At 42.5% G+C, this 18,871-nt stretch carries 15 protein-coding genes; 7 read left to right on the plus strand and 8 right to left on the minus strand.

Annotation, left to right across the window (positions count from 1 at the left end; all coding sequences use genetic code 11):
- Positions 1-437: 437 nt before the first annotated feature.
- From DBZ36_RS04640 to DBZ36_RS04650, 3 genes are all read left to right on the plus strand, one after another.
- The gene (locus tag DBZ36_RS04640; protein WP_233558096.1) at positions 438-1,313 is read left to right on the plus strand and encodes a PhzF family phenazine biosynthesis protein; all 876 of its coding nucleotides are present in this window, start codon (positions 438-440) and stop codon (positions 1,311-1,313) included.
- Positions 1,314-1,429: 116 nt separating this feature from the next.
- The gene (locus DBZ36_RS04645) at positions 1,430-1,909 is read left to right on the plus strand and encodes a hypothetical protein (protein ID WP_120353756.1); all 480 of its coding nucleotides are present in this window, start codon (positions 1,430-1,432) and stop codon (positions 1,907-1,909) included.
- 216 nt (positions 1,910-2,125) lie between these two features.
- Complete coding sequence (locus tag DBZ36_RS04650; RefSeq protein ID WP_120353757.1) at positions 2,126-2,464, plus strand: PBPRA1643 family SWIM/SEC-C metal-binding motif protein; 339 nt, start codon at positions 2,126-2,128, stop codon at positions 2,462-2,464.
- 19 nt (positions 2,465-2,483) lie between these two features.
- Here the strand turns inward: DBZ36_RS04650 and DBZ36_RS04655 are convergent, their stop codons facing one another.
- From DBZ36_RS04655 to nhaB, 3 genes are all read right to left on the minus strand, one after another.
- Positions 2,484-3,116: an HAD-IA family hydrolase gene (locus DBZ36_RS04655; protein WP_120353758.1), complete on the minus strand. Its 633-nt coding sequence runs from the start codon at positions 3,114-3,116 to the stop codon at positions 2,484-2,486.
- Between the two features lie 64 nt (positions 3,117-3,180).
- Positions 3,181-4,860: an asparagine synthase B gene (gene asnB / locus DBZ36_RS04660; protein WP_120353759.1), complete on the minus strand. Its 1,680-nt coding sequence runs from the start codon at positions 4,858-4,860 to the stop codon at positions 3,181-3,183.
- A 242-nt stretch (positions 4,861-5,102) separates the two neighbouring features.
- A complete protein-coding gene (gene nhaB / locus DBZ36_RS04665) occupies positions 5,103-6,686 on the minus strand; it encodes a sodium/proton antiporter NhaB (protein WP_120353760.1) in 1,584 nt (527 codons plus the stop codon).
- 368 nt (positions 6,687-7,054) lie between these two features.
- On the opposite strand from nhaB, the gene fadR reads away from it, so the two are divergent.
- The 4 genes from fadR (at position 7,055) to DBZ36_RS04685 (ending at position 11,197) form a co-directional block, all read left to right on the plus strand.
- The gene (gene fadR / locus DBZ36_RS04670) at positions 7,055-7,777 is read left to right on the plus strand and encodes a fatty acid metabolism transcriptional regulator FadR (protein WP_120353761.1); all 723 of its coding nucleotides are present in this window, start codon (positions 7,055-7,057) and stop codon (positions 7,775-7,777) included.
- A gap of 130 nt (positions 7,778-7,907) precedes the next feature.
- Positions 7,908-8,990, plus strand: a complete 1,083-nt coding sequence (locus DBZ36_RS04675) for an AI-2E family transporter (protein WP_120353762.1) — start codon at positions 7,908-7,910, stop codon at positions 8,988-8,990.
- Positions 8,977-10,134, plus strand: coding sequence for an HlyD family secretion protein (locus DBZ36_RS04680; RefSeq protein ID WP_233558097.1), 1,158 nt, complete (start codon positions 8,977-8,979; stop codon positions 10,132-10,134). The genes DBZ36_RS04675 and DBZ36_RS04680 overlap by 14 nt, the downstream gene beginning before the upstream one ends.
- Positions 10,124-11,197 carry a DUF2955 domain-containing protein gene (locus DBZ36_RS04685; RefSeq protein ID WP_120353763.1) on the plus strand — a complete coding sequence of 358 codons (1,074 nt, stop codon included), beginning with the start codon at positions 10,124-10,126 and terminating at the stop codon, positions 11,195-11,197. Before DBZ36_RS04680 ends, DBZ36_RS04685 begins: the two co-directional genes overlap by 11 nt.
- 234 nt (positions 11,198-11,431) lie before the next feature.
- On the opposite strand, the gene DBZ36_RS04690 is transcribed toward DBZ36_RS04685, so the two are convergent.
- From DBZ36_RS04690 to DBZ36_RS04710, 5 genes are all read right to left on the minus strand, one after another.
- Positions 11,432-13,390 carry a diguanylate cyclase domain-containing protein gene (locus DBZ36_RS04690; RefSeq protein WP_120353764.1) on the minus strand — a complete coding sequence of 653 codons (1,959 nt, stop codon included), beginning with the start codon at positions 13,388-13,390 and terminating at the stop codon, positions 11,432-11,434.
- Positions 13,391-13,915, minus strand: a complete 525-nt coding sequence (locus DBZ36_RS04695) for a YfiR family protein (RefSeq protein WP_120353765.1) — start codon at positions 13,913-13,915, stop codon at positions 13,391-13,393. It lies immediately after the preceding gene.
- Entirely contained in the window at positions 13,875-15,833 is a 1,959-nt protein-coding gene (locus DBZ36_RS04700) for a TonB-dependent receptor plug domain-containing protein (protein ID WP_120353766.1), read from the minus strand. Before DBZ36_RS04700 ends, DBZ36_RS04695 begins: the two co-directional genes overlap by 41 nt.
- A gap of 243 nt (positions 15,834-16,076) precedes the next feature.
- On the minus strand, positions 16,077-17,579 hold the full coding sequence (locus tag DBZ36_RS04705) for a SpoVR family protein (protein WP_120353767.1): 1,503 nt from the start codon (positions 17,577-17,579) through the stop codon (positions 16,077-16,079).
- Between the two features lie 12 nt (positions 17,580-17,591).
- Positions 17,592-18,869 (minus strand): YeaH/YhbH family protein, encoded by a 1,278-nt coding sequence (locus DBZ36_RS04710; protein ID WP_120353768.1) that lies wholly within the window; start codon positions 18,867-18,869, stop codon positions 17,592-17,594.
- Positions 18,870-18,871 lie beyond the last annotated feature (2 nt).

An 18,871-nucleotide genomic window follows, 5' to 3' on the forward strand; every position in this document is an offset into this window, starting at 1 on the left:
ATATTTGATAAAGATCATCTAAATCCCTGCCAGCAAGTCATTTGTTGCAGTTTGGAGTTTATATCTCTAAAGAGGTGGTTAAGAAGATGAGTAAACTGCCGTACTAGTCAATTTAGGCAGGCAATTTAGTAACTACGAGTCAAAGGCTCTTCATAACTCAAATGACCAACCGAGCTTGTCGCAACTGGTTTAGTACTGACTAAACACACTGATGCCGATAATTGGATAAGAATGCTTTGTTTGAACCAGATTTATTTTTGTCGGAGCCTCAAGTCGAAGGTGAGTTGCTAGCGCAGCCAGCTTACAGTAATGTCATGTTTTATAGATATCAGATAGTCTAATAATAGAATAGTTAAGTTAACTTTGGCCATTTGTCGTCGGCGTCTAGCTTTGGGTCATTATGATTCTAAAAAAATGTGTAAACGGAGAAACGAACTGTGCTGGAAATAGATGTTTATTTGGTCAATTCCTTTACCGACAATGGAAGTGGAGGAAACCCTGCTGGTGTGGTGCTAATCGCTGATCACCTGTCCTATGACCAGAAGTTAACCATAGCGCAAGCCGTCGCTTATTCAGAAACTGCGTTTGTATCTAAAGCTGATCAACCTAGCGTTGACTTTGAATTGTCATTTTTCACGACTACGGGTGAAGTCGACTTTTGTGGGCACGCCACCTTAGCCGCTTTCTCTATGCTGTATAAAAAGGCAATGATCACCCATGGCCGATATGTACAACGAACCAAAGCTGGTTTGCTCGCTGTCGTTATAGAGCCCGGCGGTTTTATCGTTATGGAGTTAAAGCCACCTGAATATCTAGAGGTGTTTGCTAGCACGCAAATATCAGCGTTGATTGGCATTCCTGCAACAATCCTCGACTCAACACAACTTCTAGCTGAGGCTATTTCAACTGGCTTACCCGATGTTATTGTACCGGTGCCACTGGGCTACTTAGATCAAATACAAATTAACGAGCATTTACTCACGCAATTTTGTAAAGACCATGGGCTGGTCGGTTTACATGCTTTCGAATTGTGCGACCAAGAAAGCTCTCTGACAGCTAGTTGTCGCAACTTTGCGCCGCTATTTGGCATACCAGAAGAATCAGCTACGGGAAGCTCTAGCGGAGCATTAGCATGCTACTTAAGCAAATATGTTAGCGACAAACGATCCGGCAAATTTATCTTTGAGCAAGGTAGGGCGATGAACTGTCGGTCAATCATCACCGCATCGGTTGAATGTCGGGGACTAAGTATTCTTAAAGTGGAGGTTGGTGGGCTTGCTCAAGAGCTTGGACTGCTGCAGTTAACCGTATAGTCTGGTATAGAGTTTCGACAATAAAGCAGGGAAATTTACATTCGTGAGTCGACATTTCTTTATACTAAACACGAGATGAAACTCTTTACGTACAATCGGCCATCAAGGATGCTCCTTTGCAAATCGCGTTTGAACCCTATCTACTTATTGCTTTAACCATAGCTATTCTTAGCTTGTGGAAAACTTATTCGGGTCCAATGATCGCGGCGACTTTGTCCTACTCATATATTGAAATGCTGACTTTTACTGTCATCCCAGCTTTATTCGCAGCATATATTGCATGGCGTCTAGCGCCAATTTATTCGGAGCTATTTCGTAGTAAAACAAAGCCAGCGTTTAAGCCTCGTTTGAAACGGTTTGTGAAAATGTGGAACACCTATGGTCAAGTTGCCATGGCAATATTGGCGCCGATAATTGTAGGGATCCCCAGCTATACATTCATTGCTAAACAGCTCAATCAAAATGCAGTAAAAACCTTTAGTTTATTACTCGCGTCAATTATTTTTTGGAGTAGCTTGGCCTATTTCAGCTTAGCTTTTTTTAACTTAGAGCAATACTTCGCTATTGAGGCACTATTACCCCAATCATTACGCTAAGCGCTCTGTTCGCAATTTATTCAACGACAAAACAATTTTCACTGAAATCAAGCCAATACAAGCCAGCCATAGCTGATAATGTTAAGCAATGGTTTTTAAAGCCCTACGAATTATTGATTCATAGGCGCGGGTATTTTCGAGAAAAAGTAGGACTTAGGTTTGGTTTTGGTGTATAAGCACTGCCAAATCGATTTACTCTCTATTAAAGGCAGCTCCATGTCCAAGTTCTTCTACAAAGGTCGTATTACTCCTAAACCCAAATATCAAAGCTCTGGCTTTAATACCAAGCGTCAAAACAAACTGGGTAGTGCGGAGTTTCCTTTGGAGTTAAGCGTAGTTAATCAACAGCGCGAACTCGAGATTAATGAATTACTTTTGGCCAATAAGCTGCACGCGAACATCAACGTCGACGCTAACAAAGACGAAGACATAAAGGCACTGACTGCGCTACTTGAAACTCCAAAAACTACGCAAGTTGAAAAAGTCGCTAAACGTAACGACCCTTGCCCATGCAATAGTGGTAAAAAATTCAAAAAATGCTGTGGTCTTAACTAAGCTGGCCTAGTTCAAGAGACTATATTTTTGTGACCGCTTCAACAAGCTGGTTCATGTGATTGATGATTGTGACCTGTGAGCTCTTAAACCCTAAACTTTGTGGGTCATAGTAAATACAATGCATCCCAGCTTTGAGTGCTGCTTCAACCCCTACCAGACTATCTTCGATAACAATACACTCACTTGCTTGAGCGGACATTTGCGTTGCTGCGTGTAAAAACAAACGCGGATCTGGTTTCCAAGCTTGAACGTCATAGGCACTAAAAATATGCTGCTCAAAATAGCTGTCTAAACCGGTAAGCTGTAGAGACCTAAGTGTTTTGGAATGGGGTCCATTAGATGCAACGGACATGGGGAATTTTAGTTGCTCTAAGGCATGTAAAACACCGGGGCAGGGCTCAATATGCTGGGTAAGCAGATCAGCAACCAACGCTCGGTACTCAACTTCGAAGTTGTCTGCGAAGGATGTCGAAAATTGCTGCGAAATCTCTTTAAGTATTAAATCGAGCTTAATCCCCTTGAATCGCTTAATAAGTTCCTCGGTGCTTATATTGATACCATAGTCTCGAAACTTAAGTTCAAGCCCATGTTGGCACCAATACTCACTTTCAACCAAAGTACCGTCACAATCAAAGATTAAAAATTTACGCACGCTTTACCCTTTGCTCAAATAAAAACGCCACGCTAGGCGTGGCGTTGTTTCATCTTACAATGGCTTATTCGCCGTCGTAAGCTTCGTTGTGTACTGACAATACTGCGCGACCTGAAGGATCGGCATTGTTTGCAAAACTAGCATCCCAAGCGATGGCTTCGGGTGTTGAACAAGCAACTGACTTACCACCAGGTACACACTGCGCAGCGGTATCTTGTGGGAAGTGTTCGGTGAACATAGTTCGATAAAAATAGCCTTCTTTAGTATCCGGAGTATTAATCGGGAATCGGAAAGCTGCTGTTTCTAACTGTTGGTCACTTACTTCTGCTTCAACGTGTTCTTTTAAAGTATCAATCCAAGAATAGCCAACACCATCTGAGAATTGTTCTTTTTGACGCCAAGCTACACTAGCCGGTAGATAGTCTTCAAAGGCTTCACGCAAAATGTGTTTTTCCATTTTACCGTTGCCACACATTTTGGCAGCTGGGTTTAAGCGCATTGCAACATCAATGAATTCTTTGTCCAAGAATGGAACTCGACCTTCGATTCCCCACGCCGCCAAAGACTTGTTAGCGCGGTTACAATCGAACATGTGTAATTTTTGCAATTTACGCACGGTCTCTTCATGGAATTCTTTAGCATTTGGCGCTTTGTGGAAATACAAATAGCCACCAAATATTTCGTCTGCACCTTCACCAGAAAGTACCATTTTAATCCCCATCGCCTTAATCTTACGAGCCATAAGATACATAGGTGTTGAAGCGCGAATAGTCGTTACATCGTAAGTCTCTAGATGGTAGATCACTTCACGTAATGCATCGATACCTTCTTGAATGGTGAAATGGATTTCGTGGTGCACTGTACCAAGTTGGTCCGCTACCACTTTGGCTGCGATTAGATCTGGAGAGCCGACTAGGCCAACTGCAAAGGAGTGTAGCTGTGGCCACCAAGCTTCACTGTTGTCATTGTCTTCAACGCGGCGCTCTGCAAATTTTTTGGTAATCGCTGACGTGATTGATGAATCTAACCCACCCGACAATAGTACGCCGTATGGAACGTCACACATGAGCTGACGTTTAACGGCCGCTTCAAGCGCTTCACGTAAATCATCCACACTTGCAGGGTTGTTTTCTACAGCGCTGAAATCTTCCCAGTCGCGTTGGTAATAACGCACCGGTTCACCACCGTTAGCTTTGCTATACATGTAGTGACCTGGAGGGAACTCGCTAATTGTTTTACATATAGGCGTTAGTGCTTTCATTTCTGAAGCAACATAGAAGTTACCGAGATCATCGTAACCGGTATACAAAGGAATAATCCCAATGTGGTCACGACCGATTAAGTATGCATCGTTCTCTTCGTCATATAAGCAAAAAGCAAATATACCATTGAGATCGTCAAGAAAATTCTCACCTTTTTGCTTATACAAAGCCAAAATGATTTCGCAATCCGAATCAGTTGCGAAGTCAAAGTCGACATCTAAATTTGCGCGCAATTCTTTGTGGTTATAGATTTCACCATTTACTGCAAGGGCGTGCGTTTTTTCTGGATTATAAAGAGGTTGAGCTCCATTATTTACGTCGACAATCGCTAAACGCTCGTGAACGAGAATCGCATTATCTGCAGTGTAAATGCCTGACCAATCAGGACCACGGTGACGTAAGCGTTTTGACATCTCAAGCGCCTGCTTACGCAGTTCGCTTACATCAGATTTGATATCAAGAACTCCAAAAATGGAACACATAGTTTTCCCTTCGTACAATTTTAGCGAACCACAGCTGATTCGCTTCCTCAAGACATTTCAATTTGCCAATCTTGAAAAATTTTGCAAGTGTTGATTAGTTTTTTTTGTGATTTCTTTCGATTTTCGACCCTTAAGGGCTAAAAATACAATTATATTTAACTAAGTGTTAATAAAAAGTGATGAAATCAGGGCATGGAGGTGGGAATAACCAGCGACAAATTTACTGCCGCTGGTTTATTTTTCTAGTGGCTCGATACTGCGTGTGTTGCCGCATCAGCTGCAGCTGCAACGTGATGAGTTAGCCAACCGTTATCTAGCATCCAATCGGTCGAGGGGATTAAAGCAAATTCTACTGCGAGCAGTCCCACAAACGTCAGTACAATAGTGTAAGGTAGCGCCATCCACACCATACGGCCATACGAGAGACGTATTAATGGAGCCAGTGAAGACGTTAATAGGAATAAAAACGCGGCTTGACCATTTGGCGTAGCAACCGAAGGCAGGTTAGTACCGGTATTAATAGCTACTGCAAGTAAGTCAAACTGAGGACGAGTAATCACACCAGAAGTCCATGCTTCTTTCACTTCGTTAATGTATACCGTACCAACAAACACATTATCACTTACCATCGAAAGTACACCGTTGGCCAAATAGAAGGCGACTAACTGTGCGGGCCCTTCGATTTGCAATACGGCGTCAATAATAGGTGCAAATAGGTCAAGGTTGATAATGACAGCAACGATTGAGAAAAACACGGCTAGTAGCGCGGTGAATGGCAAGGCTTCTTCAAATGCTTTACCCAACTGGTGCTCTTCAGTAATACCGGTTAATGCGGTCGCAAATATGATAACTGAGAGGCCGATAAGACCGACAGCTGCTAAATGCAGTGCTAATCCAATCACCAACCACACGCAAATAATCGCCTGAACAATCAGTTTTGCCCGGTCACGGTTGGTTCTATCGGCATCCGCTTGCTTGTCGTAATCATACAAAATTTTGTAAACAGCAGTTGGCAGTTTCGCGCCATAGCCAAAGACCCCAAGTTTTTCGACGATGTAACAAGTCAGTAAGCCAAAAACTAATACCGGTAAACTAACTGGGGCCATGCGTAAAAAGAACTCTAAGAATTGCCATCCCGCTTGATCAGCAATAATTAAGTTCTGCGGCTCTCCTACCATGGTACATACACCGCCGAGCGCTGTACCTACACCAGCGTGCATCATTAAGCTACGTAGAAATGCTCGAAAGCCTTCTAAGTCTTCAGACTTCAAGCTGTCTTTAGTATGGTCGTGTTTTTGGTCGGCCGTTTTACCTGAAGCGACCTTGTGATAAATGCTATAAAAGCCAATTGCAACGCTGATGACAACGGCAATGACAGTCAATGCATCTAGGAAGGCTGATAGAAAAGCGCCGGCGAAACTGAATGAAAGTGCCAGTAGCGCTTTATTTTTAATTTTGATTAGCATTTTTGTGAAAACAAAAAGCAACAAGTCCTTCATGAAATAGATGCCTGCAACCATAAACATCAACAACAGAATAACTTCAAAATTTTGCACTAATTCATGCTTTACCATTTCTGGGCTAGTCATGCCTATGGCGATGGCTTCAATTGCAAGTAAACCACCGGGTTGAAGCGGATAACACTTCAAGGCCATAGCGAGTGTGAAAATGAATTCAATGATTAACAACCATCCAGCAACAAATGGGTCAATCAAGAAAAATACTAAGGGGTTAATAATTAAAAACAGCACGATCGCCTTTTTAAACCAAGTCGGAGAGTTTCCGAGAAAATTCTTGGCAAAAGACTGAGTAAGACTAGTCGTCATAGTTGGGTCTCGATAATATAAATTTGAGGGAATTCATTTACCGAAATATGTAGCGACGATCACGAAGTAGGGAGTTTTTTAGTCCCACAATCGATCTATATAGATAAGCCGATGCGGACACAACTGCTCGAGTCCTTCGAAATAATCGCGTTCATCCAGTAAACGCGCGCGAATTGTAAAGAAAAATCGCTACTGTAGAAAGAACTAAAGCTGGATAAGCACAAAAAAAGCTATATGTTGGTTCTTTAAGTCAATAAATGAGCATTTAGTTCTCAGTTTGGCATGACGACCGACCACTTGCTTTTGTCATTGCCGATCGTTTGTTACTATATTGTTTTATTAGTCGTTTTCCGCATTAAAGGTTACACATGGTTATTAAAGCTAAAAGTGCAGCAGGATTTGCCGAACAGTACATTATCGAATCGATATGGAATAACCGTTTTGCACCAGGAACAATTTTACCCGCTGAGCGCGAATTGGCAGAGGTCATAGGCGTTACTCGAACAACGCTACGTGAAGTACTACAGCGTCTCGCGCGCGACGGTTGGTTGACGATACAGCATGGTAAACCAACTCAAGTTAATAATTTTTGGGAAACATCAGGGCTTAACATCTTAGAGACCTTGGCCCGTTTGGACCAAGACGGCGCTCCTGAGTTAGTAGAGAACCTTTTGTCTGCACGTACCAATATCAGTGTTATTTTTATTCGAGGAGCGCTTAAAAATAATCCCGAACTTACCCGTACAGAGCTAGGTCGCTATGTCGATGTTGAAGAAACTGGTGAAGCGTTCGCAGCCTTCGATTATCAATTGCACCATCGTTTAGCCTTTGCATCGGGCAATCCAATTTACGCATTAATTATCAACGGTTTTAAGGGCTTATATAGCCATGTCGGCTCTTACTATTTTGCGGATCCCGAAGCCCGAGAACTAGCCAAACAATACTATTTGGATTTGATCGCGCTTGCTGAAAAAGGCCCTGCGGATGCAGCCTTGCAGGTGGTTCGCCAACACGGCATAAAAAGCGCAAGTGTTTGGCAACGCTTACGTAAAGATTTACCAGACGATTTTGCTGAACAAAACCATCTATAAAGTTGTTAGGGTGCTAAACAAACAGTTTGCACCCTAAACAACTGTCATTAATAAATTTGTTGATAATATAGTCCATACTAAGACAGTTCTAGTCGCGTAGTCGTATCTAAAATTTGTGAAGGATAACAATATGTCATCGATGCCCAAACCTAATTTTCTAGTGTCTGCGATACAATTAGCGTTGTTGTTTTTAATGCTATATGTATGCTTTCTAATTGTGAAACCGTTTACCATTCCGGTCATATGGGGCATGATCTTAGCGATATCACTCTACCCATTGCACCTTAAGATTGCTCGCAGTTTAGGCGGACGGTTGAAACTCAGTGCAACGCTGATCAGTTTGGTTGGTATTTCGCTAATTATTTTACCCTTAGCATTATTTGGAACGGCCTCGTGGGAGCATGGTAGTCATTTTTTTGAACTTGCAACATCTGGTGAGCTTAAAGTCCCACCTCCGTCAATGAGCGTTAAAGAATGGCCGGTCTTCGGTCCAGATTTGTATAATTTTTGGCTAGCCGCTTCTCGAAATTTGGAAACGACCTTAATTACCCATGCCGCAGCTATTAAAGACATATTTGGTACGATGGTCGGCACCGTTGGAGGTATTGTTGGTAGTGCATTTGCTTTTGTTTTCTCGTTAATTATTGCTGGAATATTCCTAACTAAAGCAGAAGAAAGCTCAAAGTTTGCTTCAATTGTCGCCAGTGGTTTAGCTGGGGCTCATGGGCCAAATTTAGTTACGCTGGTGAGTCAAACGATAAAAAGTGTGGCGACAGGTGTCATTGGAGTAGCCGCAATTCAGGCGGTGGCAGCGACCATTGGTATGGCTTTGGTTGGTATCCCGGGTTCTGCAATCTTTGGTTTAATTATTATGATATTGGCTATTTCTCAACTTCCGCCAATCATCATCTTGGGGCCAATGGCGGCCTATGTGTTTTCAGTTTCACCGGGCACACCGGCGGTGCTTTTCCTTATTTGGTCACTAGTTGTTAGCGCGAGTGATGGTTTTCTTAAACCCATGTTTTTAGGTCGCGGTATGGAAATACCGATGCTAGTCATTCTATTAGGTGCTATCGGTGGCATGCTGTTGGCAGGAATTCTTGGCTTGTTTGTCGGTGCTGTTTTCTTAGCTTTAGGCTACACCATATTTATGGCTTGGCTTGAAGGTGAACATCCACAAACATCAGAAGAGGTAGAACGTGAGCACTCCTAAATCTCCAGCAAAGAATAAAGCTAACCAAGACGAAGAAGCGACTCAAAATCTAGATAATGTGGATCAAGATAACGACATAGTCGCGGCTAAAACCAGCAAGCGCGCATTGTACGTTTTAATTGCGTTATCGATGTTGATTTTGTTTTGGTATGTCGGCTCGGAGCGCTTAACACCGACAACTAACCAAGCCCGAGTTGAGGGCTATTTCATCCCGTTGTCAGCTCAAGTTAGTGGGCAATTAAACAACATTACGGTGGTGAACAATCAACTGGTCAAAAAAGGGGATGTGTTAGCTGAAATTGCGCCTGAGCGTTATGAGTTAGCCATTCAAATAGCTGAAGCTAATCTGAAGTTGGCTGGCCAGGAGGTTGGTGCCGGTACCGCGAGTGTTTCATCAGCGCAATCAGCATTAATTCAAAGCCGTAGTGATTATCAATCTATTTTGGCTGACGCCAATCGTTTATTCGCAGTTGAAGACACGGGGGTTATTCCACAAGCTGACATCGACCGTGCTCGGGCGAAAGTAACTCAAGCCAATGCCAGAGTGCAACAAGCAGAGGCCGAATTATCGAAGGCCAAACAACAGTTAGGTGTAGCAGGGGATGAAAACCCAAAACTCCAGTTAGCTTTGGCACAGCTTGGACAAGCACGTTTAGACCTTAGAAATACCCAAATCATTGCTCCCAGTGATGGTGGCATAACCAATGTACAAATTGATGTAGGCCATTACGCAAGCGTAGGTCAAGCCTTGATGACCTTTATTTCAACGCGAGATGTTTGGTTAGAAGCGTCATTTCGAGAGAATAACCTCGGCAATATGCAAGCAGGGGATACGGTCGAGATTATATTAGATAGCGCACCAGGTCAGCTGTTTAAAGGCGAGCTGGTATCTATAGGTTTTGGGGTCTCTGATGGGCAAACAGATGTGATCGGTAGTTTACCAACTATCGCCAATCAAGCTGGATGGTTTCGCGCGGCGCAACGTTTTCCGGTTGTTATTCGGTTCGATGAGAACCAAGCGCATGGATTGAGACGTTTTGGTGGTCAAGCCGATGTGGTTGTGTATACACAAAAGGCAGCACTTACTAAATACTTAGCCAAGCTTAGTATTCGAATAAAGAGCTGGCTTAACTATGTCTACTAGTACGGGCGCTGTAAATTGGCGACAAAACCCATACTTGATTAAAATAATTCGCTTTACCTTTGGTGTGACAATAGCTTTAGTACTTAGTAGCACTTTTCAATGGTCTTTGTCCTTTATAGCGCCATTGTTTGTGGCGATGTTCTTAGGTCCGCCAAGTCAGCCTTTAACCTGGGCATCAATTCGACTTATCACCTTGGGAGTTGCGGCAGTTTTGTCTGTTGGGTTGTTGATTGCGGTCGCGACTGCCCATATCCCAATATTATGCCTATTACTGGTACTCAGTGGTTTGTACTTTGCGTATTACTTGGGAAACACCGGGCAAAACCCATTGTTGGTGATCATGTTAATGGTTGGTCTTAGCATTATTCCTATGATGGGGGTTAATTTCAGAGACCTTGCCTTAAACTTTACCCTTGGCTTCGTATGGAATCTGTTTTTAGCTTTGTCTTTAGTTTGGTTGTGTCACACTGTTTTTCCTAATCCCATAAGTCGTAGTGCGAATAAGGTCATAACAAAACCTAAAAAGCCAGCAATCGATAAATCAAAGGCATCACGAGACGCACTAACGAGTACGGTGATACTAAGCCCGTTGCTAGTTTATTTTTATCTATTTAACGAAATGAGCAATGTCTTGGTACTGTGTTTTGCGGTCCTTTTTTTGCAAAACCCAACAGCGTTTAGCAGCATTAAAGCTTCGCTGGTGTCACTTTCGATTAATACCGTTGCTTGTGTCTACGCAGCGATCATTATGGTTGTATTGCAAATGGTGCCACATGTCGGGTTTTTTACTGTGGTTATGGCTTTTGTTTGTCTTTATTTTGGCTACAAAATTTTCCTTAGCGCTAATGGTGCTGCTCATAGTTCAGCACTTAATCCCATTTTGGTGCTTATTGGTTCAACGATTGTTACCGATCCGTCAAGCTTCGACGATAAATTGTGGCTTCGGCTGCTACAGATTAGTTGTGTTCCCGTGTATTTTGCTTTTGCGTTTCATATTGCACGTGCTTTCAGGCCTCGCGCAAAACCAAATGCTGTTGGTTCGTCGACTATTCCTACAGAGTAGATGGGCTTCATTAGTTGTATATGAAATTGCTTAAATCTAGGAAAAATTGCAGTTATTACTTGGCCTAATGACAGCGTTTTTGACGCTGATATAAGTGATAGTAATCGACTAGCTGATTAAATAGTGAGTAGGATTGGTATTGTCAGTGAAGGTGAAATATATACATAAGGTTGCTTGGTGTTGGCGATGCAAAAATGATTAAAAATGGGTTTGTTTATTCAAAATTGTTCAAATTTAACGCACGGACTGGAAAAAGCTAACCACGGTTCCTTTTCCTTTTGCTTTAGCGCTATACATGGCTTTATCTGCAGAGCGTAGCACCTGCTCTGAGGTTTCTGGTATGTTACGCTGAGTCATATGCACACCGATGCTCACGCCTACCTTTAACTCGAGCCCTTCAAAAATTATGGGCTGCGCAACCGTCTCAAGTACTCTTTTTGCAAGGTGATCTGCTCCCGAATTGTCAGTATGACGAAGAACAATTACAAATTCGTCTCCGGCTAAACGAGCAACTAGGTCTTGGTTCCTAACCAATTGTTGCATTCGAACAGCGATTGTTTTTAACACAGCGTCACCTGCGACATGACCATGGTTATCATTGATGGCTTTAAATCCGTCTAAATCCATGTAAATGATAGCGAAGCTTCCCAATTGTCCTTTGGCTATAATTGACTCAAGACTCCCGTACAGCTGGGCGCGATTGGCCAAACCCGTTAAGCTATCATGATGGGCGAGATATTCTAGACGCTCTACTTCTTTAACATTACTAATATCTGAAACGATTAGCACGATGTCATTGCCAAGTTCTTTGTTGTTGGATACTAGAGGATTTGCTTTTACCGACAGCGGAATTGAACGACCACTTTTGTGTTCTTCCCAAACCTCTCCTTGCCACATGTTAAACGTTTTTAAACTGTCATTTGCAGTGTGTAAAAGGTTTCTAAGCTGATGCCATGGCGTTATATCGTCGAGTGTTTTACCAACTAGTTCTATCTCTGAGTAGCCAAGTAATTGCACGAAAGCAGGATTGGTCATTGTGATCTGAAACTTAGGATTAAGAACTAAAATGCCATCTTGGCTATTTTCAAAAACCCGTGCCATTAATTGTTGGCGCTGCAGATGTTTTTCCTGTTCGGTGACGTCTTCTATTGTGAATAGGCTCCAACCAATGTGTGGTAGTTCACTGCTGGTGACCCTCAGTTGTCGCTTCTCTCCAGAAGATCTTTCGAATTGGGTTCTAGCTCCTATCAAAAAGCTTGATTGTTTGAGTGCATCTTGAAGTTTTTCTGCTTCAAATTGAAGATAGTTACTAATTGAATTACCTTCTAGTTGAGGCCTACTTTGACCAAATAACTCTAAGGCTTTTATATTGCTTAATTTGATAGTGCCGAAACTATCAGCAACGATTAAGGCGTACTGAGCGGACTCAATAACTTCGTTAGCATAGGCTTTTTCTTGTTCTAGTCTTTCTAGTGTCTGTTCGATTTCAATGCCTTGTTTGGTGAGTTCTTCGCCCATGTTATTAAAGCCTTGAACTAGATTTCCAAGCTCATCGTTGGCATGGGTATCTACAGCTTGCCATTGTTGTTTGGTTCCACTTAAGCCACGCACTGCTGAGTTCAGTTTCTCGACGGGCGCAATAACGTGGGAGTTAATACGATAATAGAGAAACAAACCCGTGAGGGCGCACAAAACTAAGTAGAATATGGCTTGCCGCAAAGCATTACTCCAGTCAAATAAGCTTTGCGCATTAACCACCACTGTTAATGTACCAAGTTTATCTGCACCTAACATCACGGGCACTTGGCTAAAGAGCTCACGCTGATAAATGAAGCTTCGTTGCCTTGCTAAATTTTGTTCGACTAAAGGTGGGAATTCATAGACAGAATTTGAACTAGCACTGTACTGTGAAAAATGCGGTTGATTGTTCAGTGATAAAACCGCATATAACACTTGTGGATCGGCTGAAAATGTATCCATCACTTCTAAGGCTGCATCTTGATCTTCAAATAGGACTGCAGCGCTTAAATTAATTGCAACGCCTTTACTTAGCACCTCTATATGGCTAATCAAACTGTGTTCAGCTTCTTTACGATAGTTGTAGTCGCTTACCAGCTGAAATACGATAAACAAGCCTAAAATGGATGCAAATAAAGGAAAAACTATGCGTCGACGTAGAGAAATAAATTTCATCTAGCTACCTCTCTCAATTTTAGAGATTCGCATAAACTTACTACTAATCGAAAAGCGATCAGACTTGCTTTCTTTTAAGTTGACTATGGGTTGGATTTTGTCTTTGATTTGGCGCAGCTCTATCGTTCCACCACTTTTAGCAAAACCTTTTTTACTACTTACGGTCACAGTTTGTGCTGACAGCTCACTATCAACAATTGTTTTGGATACATAAAGCACATCACAAGGCCGACCTTGTTCGTTAGTGACAATATCCAAGCCGCGGATAGATTTCCCCTTGGTGATAGTTACGAAGGTGCGGCTTAATTGTTGGTCATCACGGATACAAAAATAGAGTTTAGTTTTTTGAGATTCATTGCTCCATTTTACGAAGTTAGCAATTTGATATAGGTAGGCGGCCTTGACCTCATGCGGCTTATAGGGAGCGGCGAGGGCAAAACTAGTAGCTGCGAAACTTAGTAAAACTATACTAAGTAATGCATGCTTAAAACTCGAGTGAAATTCGAGCACGAACTTGCGGTTCATTTTGATAATGTTGCCATGAGTCAATAGTAGAGCTTCCACCTATGTTTTGACCGATAAGTTCAAGCCGTGGTAGAGCTGGTTGATGTTGCCATGCTAGTCTAGCATCAAAGCTGATATAGTCATCGTAACTAAAAGAATCGGCAATTTCCGGGAAACGAGTCGATTGGTACCTTGTAACAACATCAAACTGCCATTGGTGGTTTATTTCCCACAACATCTGAAGACTGGCTAAATGTTGGCTATCTAGGCCAATGTCGTAATCAACCCAGCACTCATCACTTGGAACTGAGCTTGCGCAACTGCCTTCTAGTGTCAGAAAGCTATAGCTTAAATAGAATTCTAGGCTATCACTGTGTTTATAGAAGGAAGATGCTTCGATACCTCTGGTTTTAGCAAGATAGTCGTTAGTAGGTACAACTATATCTAGGTAATTATCCGTATACTCTCCAGTGTAATAGTACGAACGAAGATCTGAATAATCCGAGATGAAAGCGGTTAAATCGGCATAAAACTGATAATTGGGTGTAAAGCGGTAACCCGCTTCAAGGGTTTCAACCGATTCATTTGCTAGATGCGGATTTGGTCGGTAAAAGGTGTAGTCATCTACAAATGTTGTATCGGTATCGAAGTAAGAGGGCAGCATGCTCATTTTCGAGTAACCAGACCAAACTGCATGGGTATCATTGAACTTATATAAACCGCGAATCTGAGGTGATAACTCCCATTTGTTACTGCGATCTAGGTATTCTGTTTTAATCCCAATCAGTGTGGAAAAAGCCGCACTCCATTGTGATTGGGCTTGTATATAAGCGTTAAAAATAGTGTCTTTTATGTCAAGTTCTTCGGTAAATCCATAAAGGACACCGTATTCGGGATAATCCGCCGAACCAATTCCTTTATCAAAATGCAGGTCTAAATGGCGCAAGCCAGTGCCGATGGTAATGTCGCTACGATTATTTGCTTCAAAATGATAATTGGTATCGAAATCATAGGTACGATAATTACCTGAACTAAAGAGATCATCGTCTTGGTCATAATTCATATACAAAGAGGTATTAAGTGTTGAACCGTTGGCTTGAGTTAGTTCATGATTTAACTGCGCATAGTAGGAATGACTGTCAAGTTCGAGGGTTTGTGTTTCGTAATAAATCGAGTAATCCTCATTATAACGAGAGCGTTCTCCCCCTAACCTGAAAGTTGTTTTATTTGAAGTGCCGTAGTGCTCTAGTGTTAATCCTGAGACTTCTGAGCGTCGAGAATAGGCCTCATTGCTTAATGTTAGGGGTACATTTCGTTGTTGGTAGAACACCCGGGCATAAATGTCGTTATCAAAGGCATGACCGTAACGCAGTGCAACAGCATTTTCATCATATTTACCAAGGTTCACTTCAGCGTAAGCACCGACGGTTGCTTGGGCACTTTTGGTAATAATGTTGACTACGCCGTTAGCAGCATTTGAGCCCCACATGGTTCCACCTTGGCCCCTAAGTACCTCAATTCTGTCAATATCATGTAGCAAGTAATCCAAGTCGGACCAATATACACCGCCATACATTGGGCTAAATACACTACGGCCATCAACTAATACCAACATTTTGTTGTATAGGCTGTCGTGAAACCCTCGAGCTGACACGTTATAACCCTGTTCGTTGTACTTCGCGCTAAAAAAGCCAGGCACTAAAGTCATAACTTCGGCTATTGAATCATAGCCGCTACGTTTAATCCGCTCGTTACTAAGTACAAAAACGGAAGAGGGAATGTCGGAAAGCTTCTGTGAGGTTTTACTAGCGCTTTCCATTTCAACGTCGAGCATAGACAGGGACTCGAGGTCTAGGTTCATTAGATCATCGAGGTCGTCCGCAAGGGTGGTCATTGGTAGTAAAGAAGACACTAGCAGTATAGTGGAAGTCCGTTTCATAGCCTGTACCTAGTTAAATTTGGGCTATATCAAGTGACACGCTGTAGATGGCACTTAAAAAGCTCAGAATTAATGCAATTGCACACCCTTGTGCGATTTAAGGCACGCAATATACTTACTACAACATACAAATTAAATAGTTGCTGAGGCTTTAACCCCACAAAATATAATTGTTTTATATGCCAACAAGCTATTCGAGTGCTTTGCGTGCAAATTAGTCAATTATAAGTATCTGTTACGAAGTTAGCTGGCTTTGTGGGGGCAAGTTGCTAAATCTTTAAGATATCCTTGCTCGTCTTCAGTTTGTAGAACGACATCAAACTGCCACAGTCGGTGAACGTGCTTTAAAACTTCTTCGTAGCCCTTTTGCAGGGGAATTTCTTGCTGCGGTATATAACGCAAAGTTAACGAGCGATCGCCTTGGATATCAACATTCACCACTTGAATGTTGGCCTCTATATTACTGAGATTATATTGGGAGCTAAGCGCCTCACGGACCTTTTGGTAACCTGCATCATTATGAATAGCGCTTACTTCAATATAATCGTTCGCACTTTTATCACTGATCGCGAACAGTTTTAGATCGCGCATCACCTTAGGTGACAAATACTGACTGATAAAGCTTTCGTCCTTAAAATTTTGCATTGCAAAATGCATTGTCGTCAACCAATCACTGCCGGCGATATCTGGGAACCAACGACGATCTTCTTCAGTCGGTTCTTGGCAAATTCGTTGGATATCGCGCATCATCGCGAAGCCAAGTGCGTAAGGGTTTATACCAGAAAAACCGGGGTGATTGTATGGCACTTGCATCACCACTCCCGTGTGACTATGCAGGACTTCAAGTAACACTTTCTCAGTGACAATACCTTCATCAAACAGATAGTTCATAATGGTGTAGTGCCAAAATGTTGCCCAACCTTCATTCATCACCTGAGTTTGACGCTGGGGATAAAAGTACTGACTTATTTTTCTTACAATGCGAACAATTTCGCGCTGCCATGTATCGAGCAAAGGTGCATGCTTCTCAATGAAATAGAGTAAATTCTCTTCAGGTTGAGCTGGAAAATTAGGCGCTGTGCTATCCTTGGTTTGTGCGTGTTTAGGTAGAGTTCGCCATAAATCGTTCACTTGGCTTTGCAAATACTTTGCGCGGTCTTCTTGGCGCTGCTGTTCTTCTAGTAGTGAAATTGGGCTAGGGCGCTTGTAACGATCGACGCCATAATTCATTAAGGCATGACAGCTATCTAACATTTGCTCTACAGCTTCCTCTCCGTGCTTTATCTCGCATTCTCGGATGTAGTTTTTGGCAAAAACTAAATAGTCGATAATCGAGCTGGCGTCAGTCCAGGCTTGGAACAAGTAGTTATTTTTAAAAAAAGAGTTATGTCCATAGCAAGCATGCGCCATCACCAAAGCCTGCATTGCAATACTGTTTTCTTCCATTAAATAGGATATACAAGGATCGCTATTAATCACGATTTCATAAGCTAATCCCATTTGTCCACGTTTGTAGGTTTGTTCAGTTTGAATAAAGCGTTTTCCATAAGACCAATGATGGTAGCCGATTGGCATGCCGACACTTGAATAGGCGTCCATCATTTGCTCGGCAGTGATGATTTCGATTTGGTTTGGATAGGTATCGAGCTTAAAATGTTCGGCAGCTTTGGCAATCTCAACGTGATATTGCTCAAGCATGGAAAAAGTCCATTCAGGACCATCATCTAGCGGGTAGTTTTGCGCCATATAAACGTTCCTCTAGCTGTGACTTAATTGCTTTTGAAAAATTTCCCGAAAGGTTGGGACAACATCGGTTTCGTCGACGATATTTTTGATAGCAAAATTTGGGAAGCTCTCTGCTAGACGCTGATATTCACGCCATAAGCTTTGATGACTTCGCTTGGTGATCTCAACATAACTATAGTGGCGAACTATCGGTAATATTTGTTCGTCCATTATTCGGTGGCAAAGTGGCGAATCGTCTGCCCAATTGTCACCATCAGATGCTTGAGCTGCGTATATGTTCCATTGATTTAGCGGATAACGTTCAGCCACTATTTTGTGCATTAAACTCAAGGCGCTAGAGACTATGGTTCCACCGGTCTCTTGTGAATAGAAAAACTCATGTTCGTCTACTTCTTTGGCTTGGGTGTGATGTCGGATAAACACAACTTCAGTTTGTTTGTATTTTCGACTTAGGAACAAATACAGCAGAAGATAAAAACGCTTGGCAATGTCTTTGGTCGCTTGATCCATCGAACCGGAAACATCCATTAAACAGAACATAACCGCTTGGCTGCTAGGTACCGGATGTTGTACAAAGTTATTGTATTTAACGTCGAAGGTATCGATAAATGGAATGCGTTTAAGTGCTTGTTGCAACGTTAGTATTTGTTCTCGTAGGGCTAAAATGTCAGCTTGAGGTACATTCGGATCGTTTTCATCATTTGTGAGTTGCTCGAGTAAGGCATTTAGTTGTTTTCGTTTACCTGAGCCGAGTGCTACCCGGCGCATAAGCGAGCTTTGTAACGAACGAACGATGTTAATATTGCTCGCGACGCCATCGTTTGTGAAACCTGCACGATGGCTTTTATATTCAACTACGCTAGCTTGGTCTGTTTGTTGTAGGTTGGGAAGCTCTAAGTCCTCGAATACAATATCAAGATATTCATCGCGCGATATTTGAAATTGAAAATCGTCGTTACCTTCGCCTTGGTCGCTTGCGTCCCCGTCACCGCTGCCTTGCTCTGAGCCCTGCGGTGGTGGCCTCTCGATACGGTCGCCCGGGATAAACTGGTCATTGCCTGGTAGCACGCGCTGTTGATTTCCACCGCTTCCCTGGCCAAAACTTGGCTCGCTAATATCCTGCTGTGGAATACTGACGTTTTCTCCGCTTTCTAAATCACGAATACTACGTTTATTTACTGCTTCGCGAACAGCGTCTTTAATCTGACTTTTATAGCGGCGTAGAAAGCGCTGCCTATTTACAGCACTTTTGTTTTTACCGTTAAGTCGCCGGTCAATAAAATGGGCCATAG

It is taken from the genome of Alginatibacterium sediminis (genome assembly GCF_003610775.1).
Taxonomy (GTDB): domain Bacteria; phylum Pseudomonadota; class Gammaproteobacteria; order Enterobacterales; family Celerinatantimonadaceae; genus Alginatibacterium; species Alginatibacterium sediminis.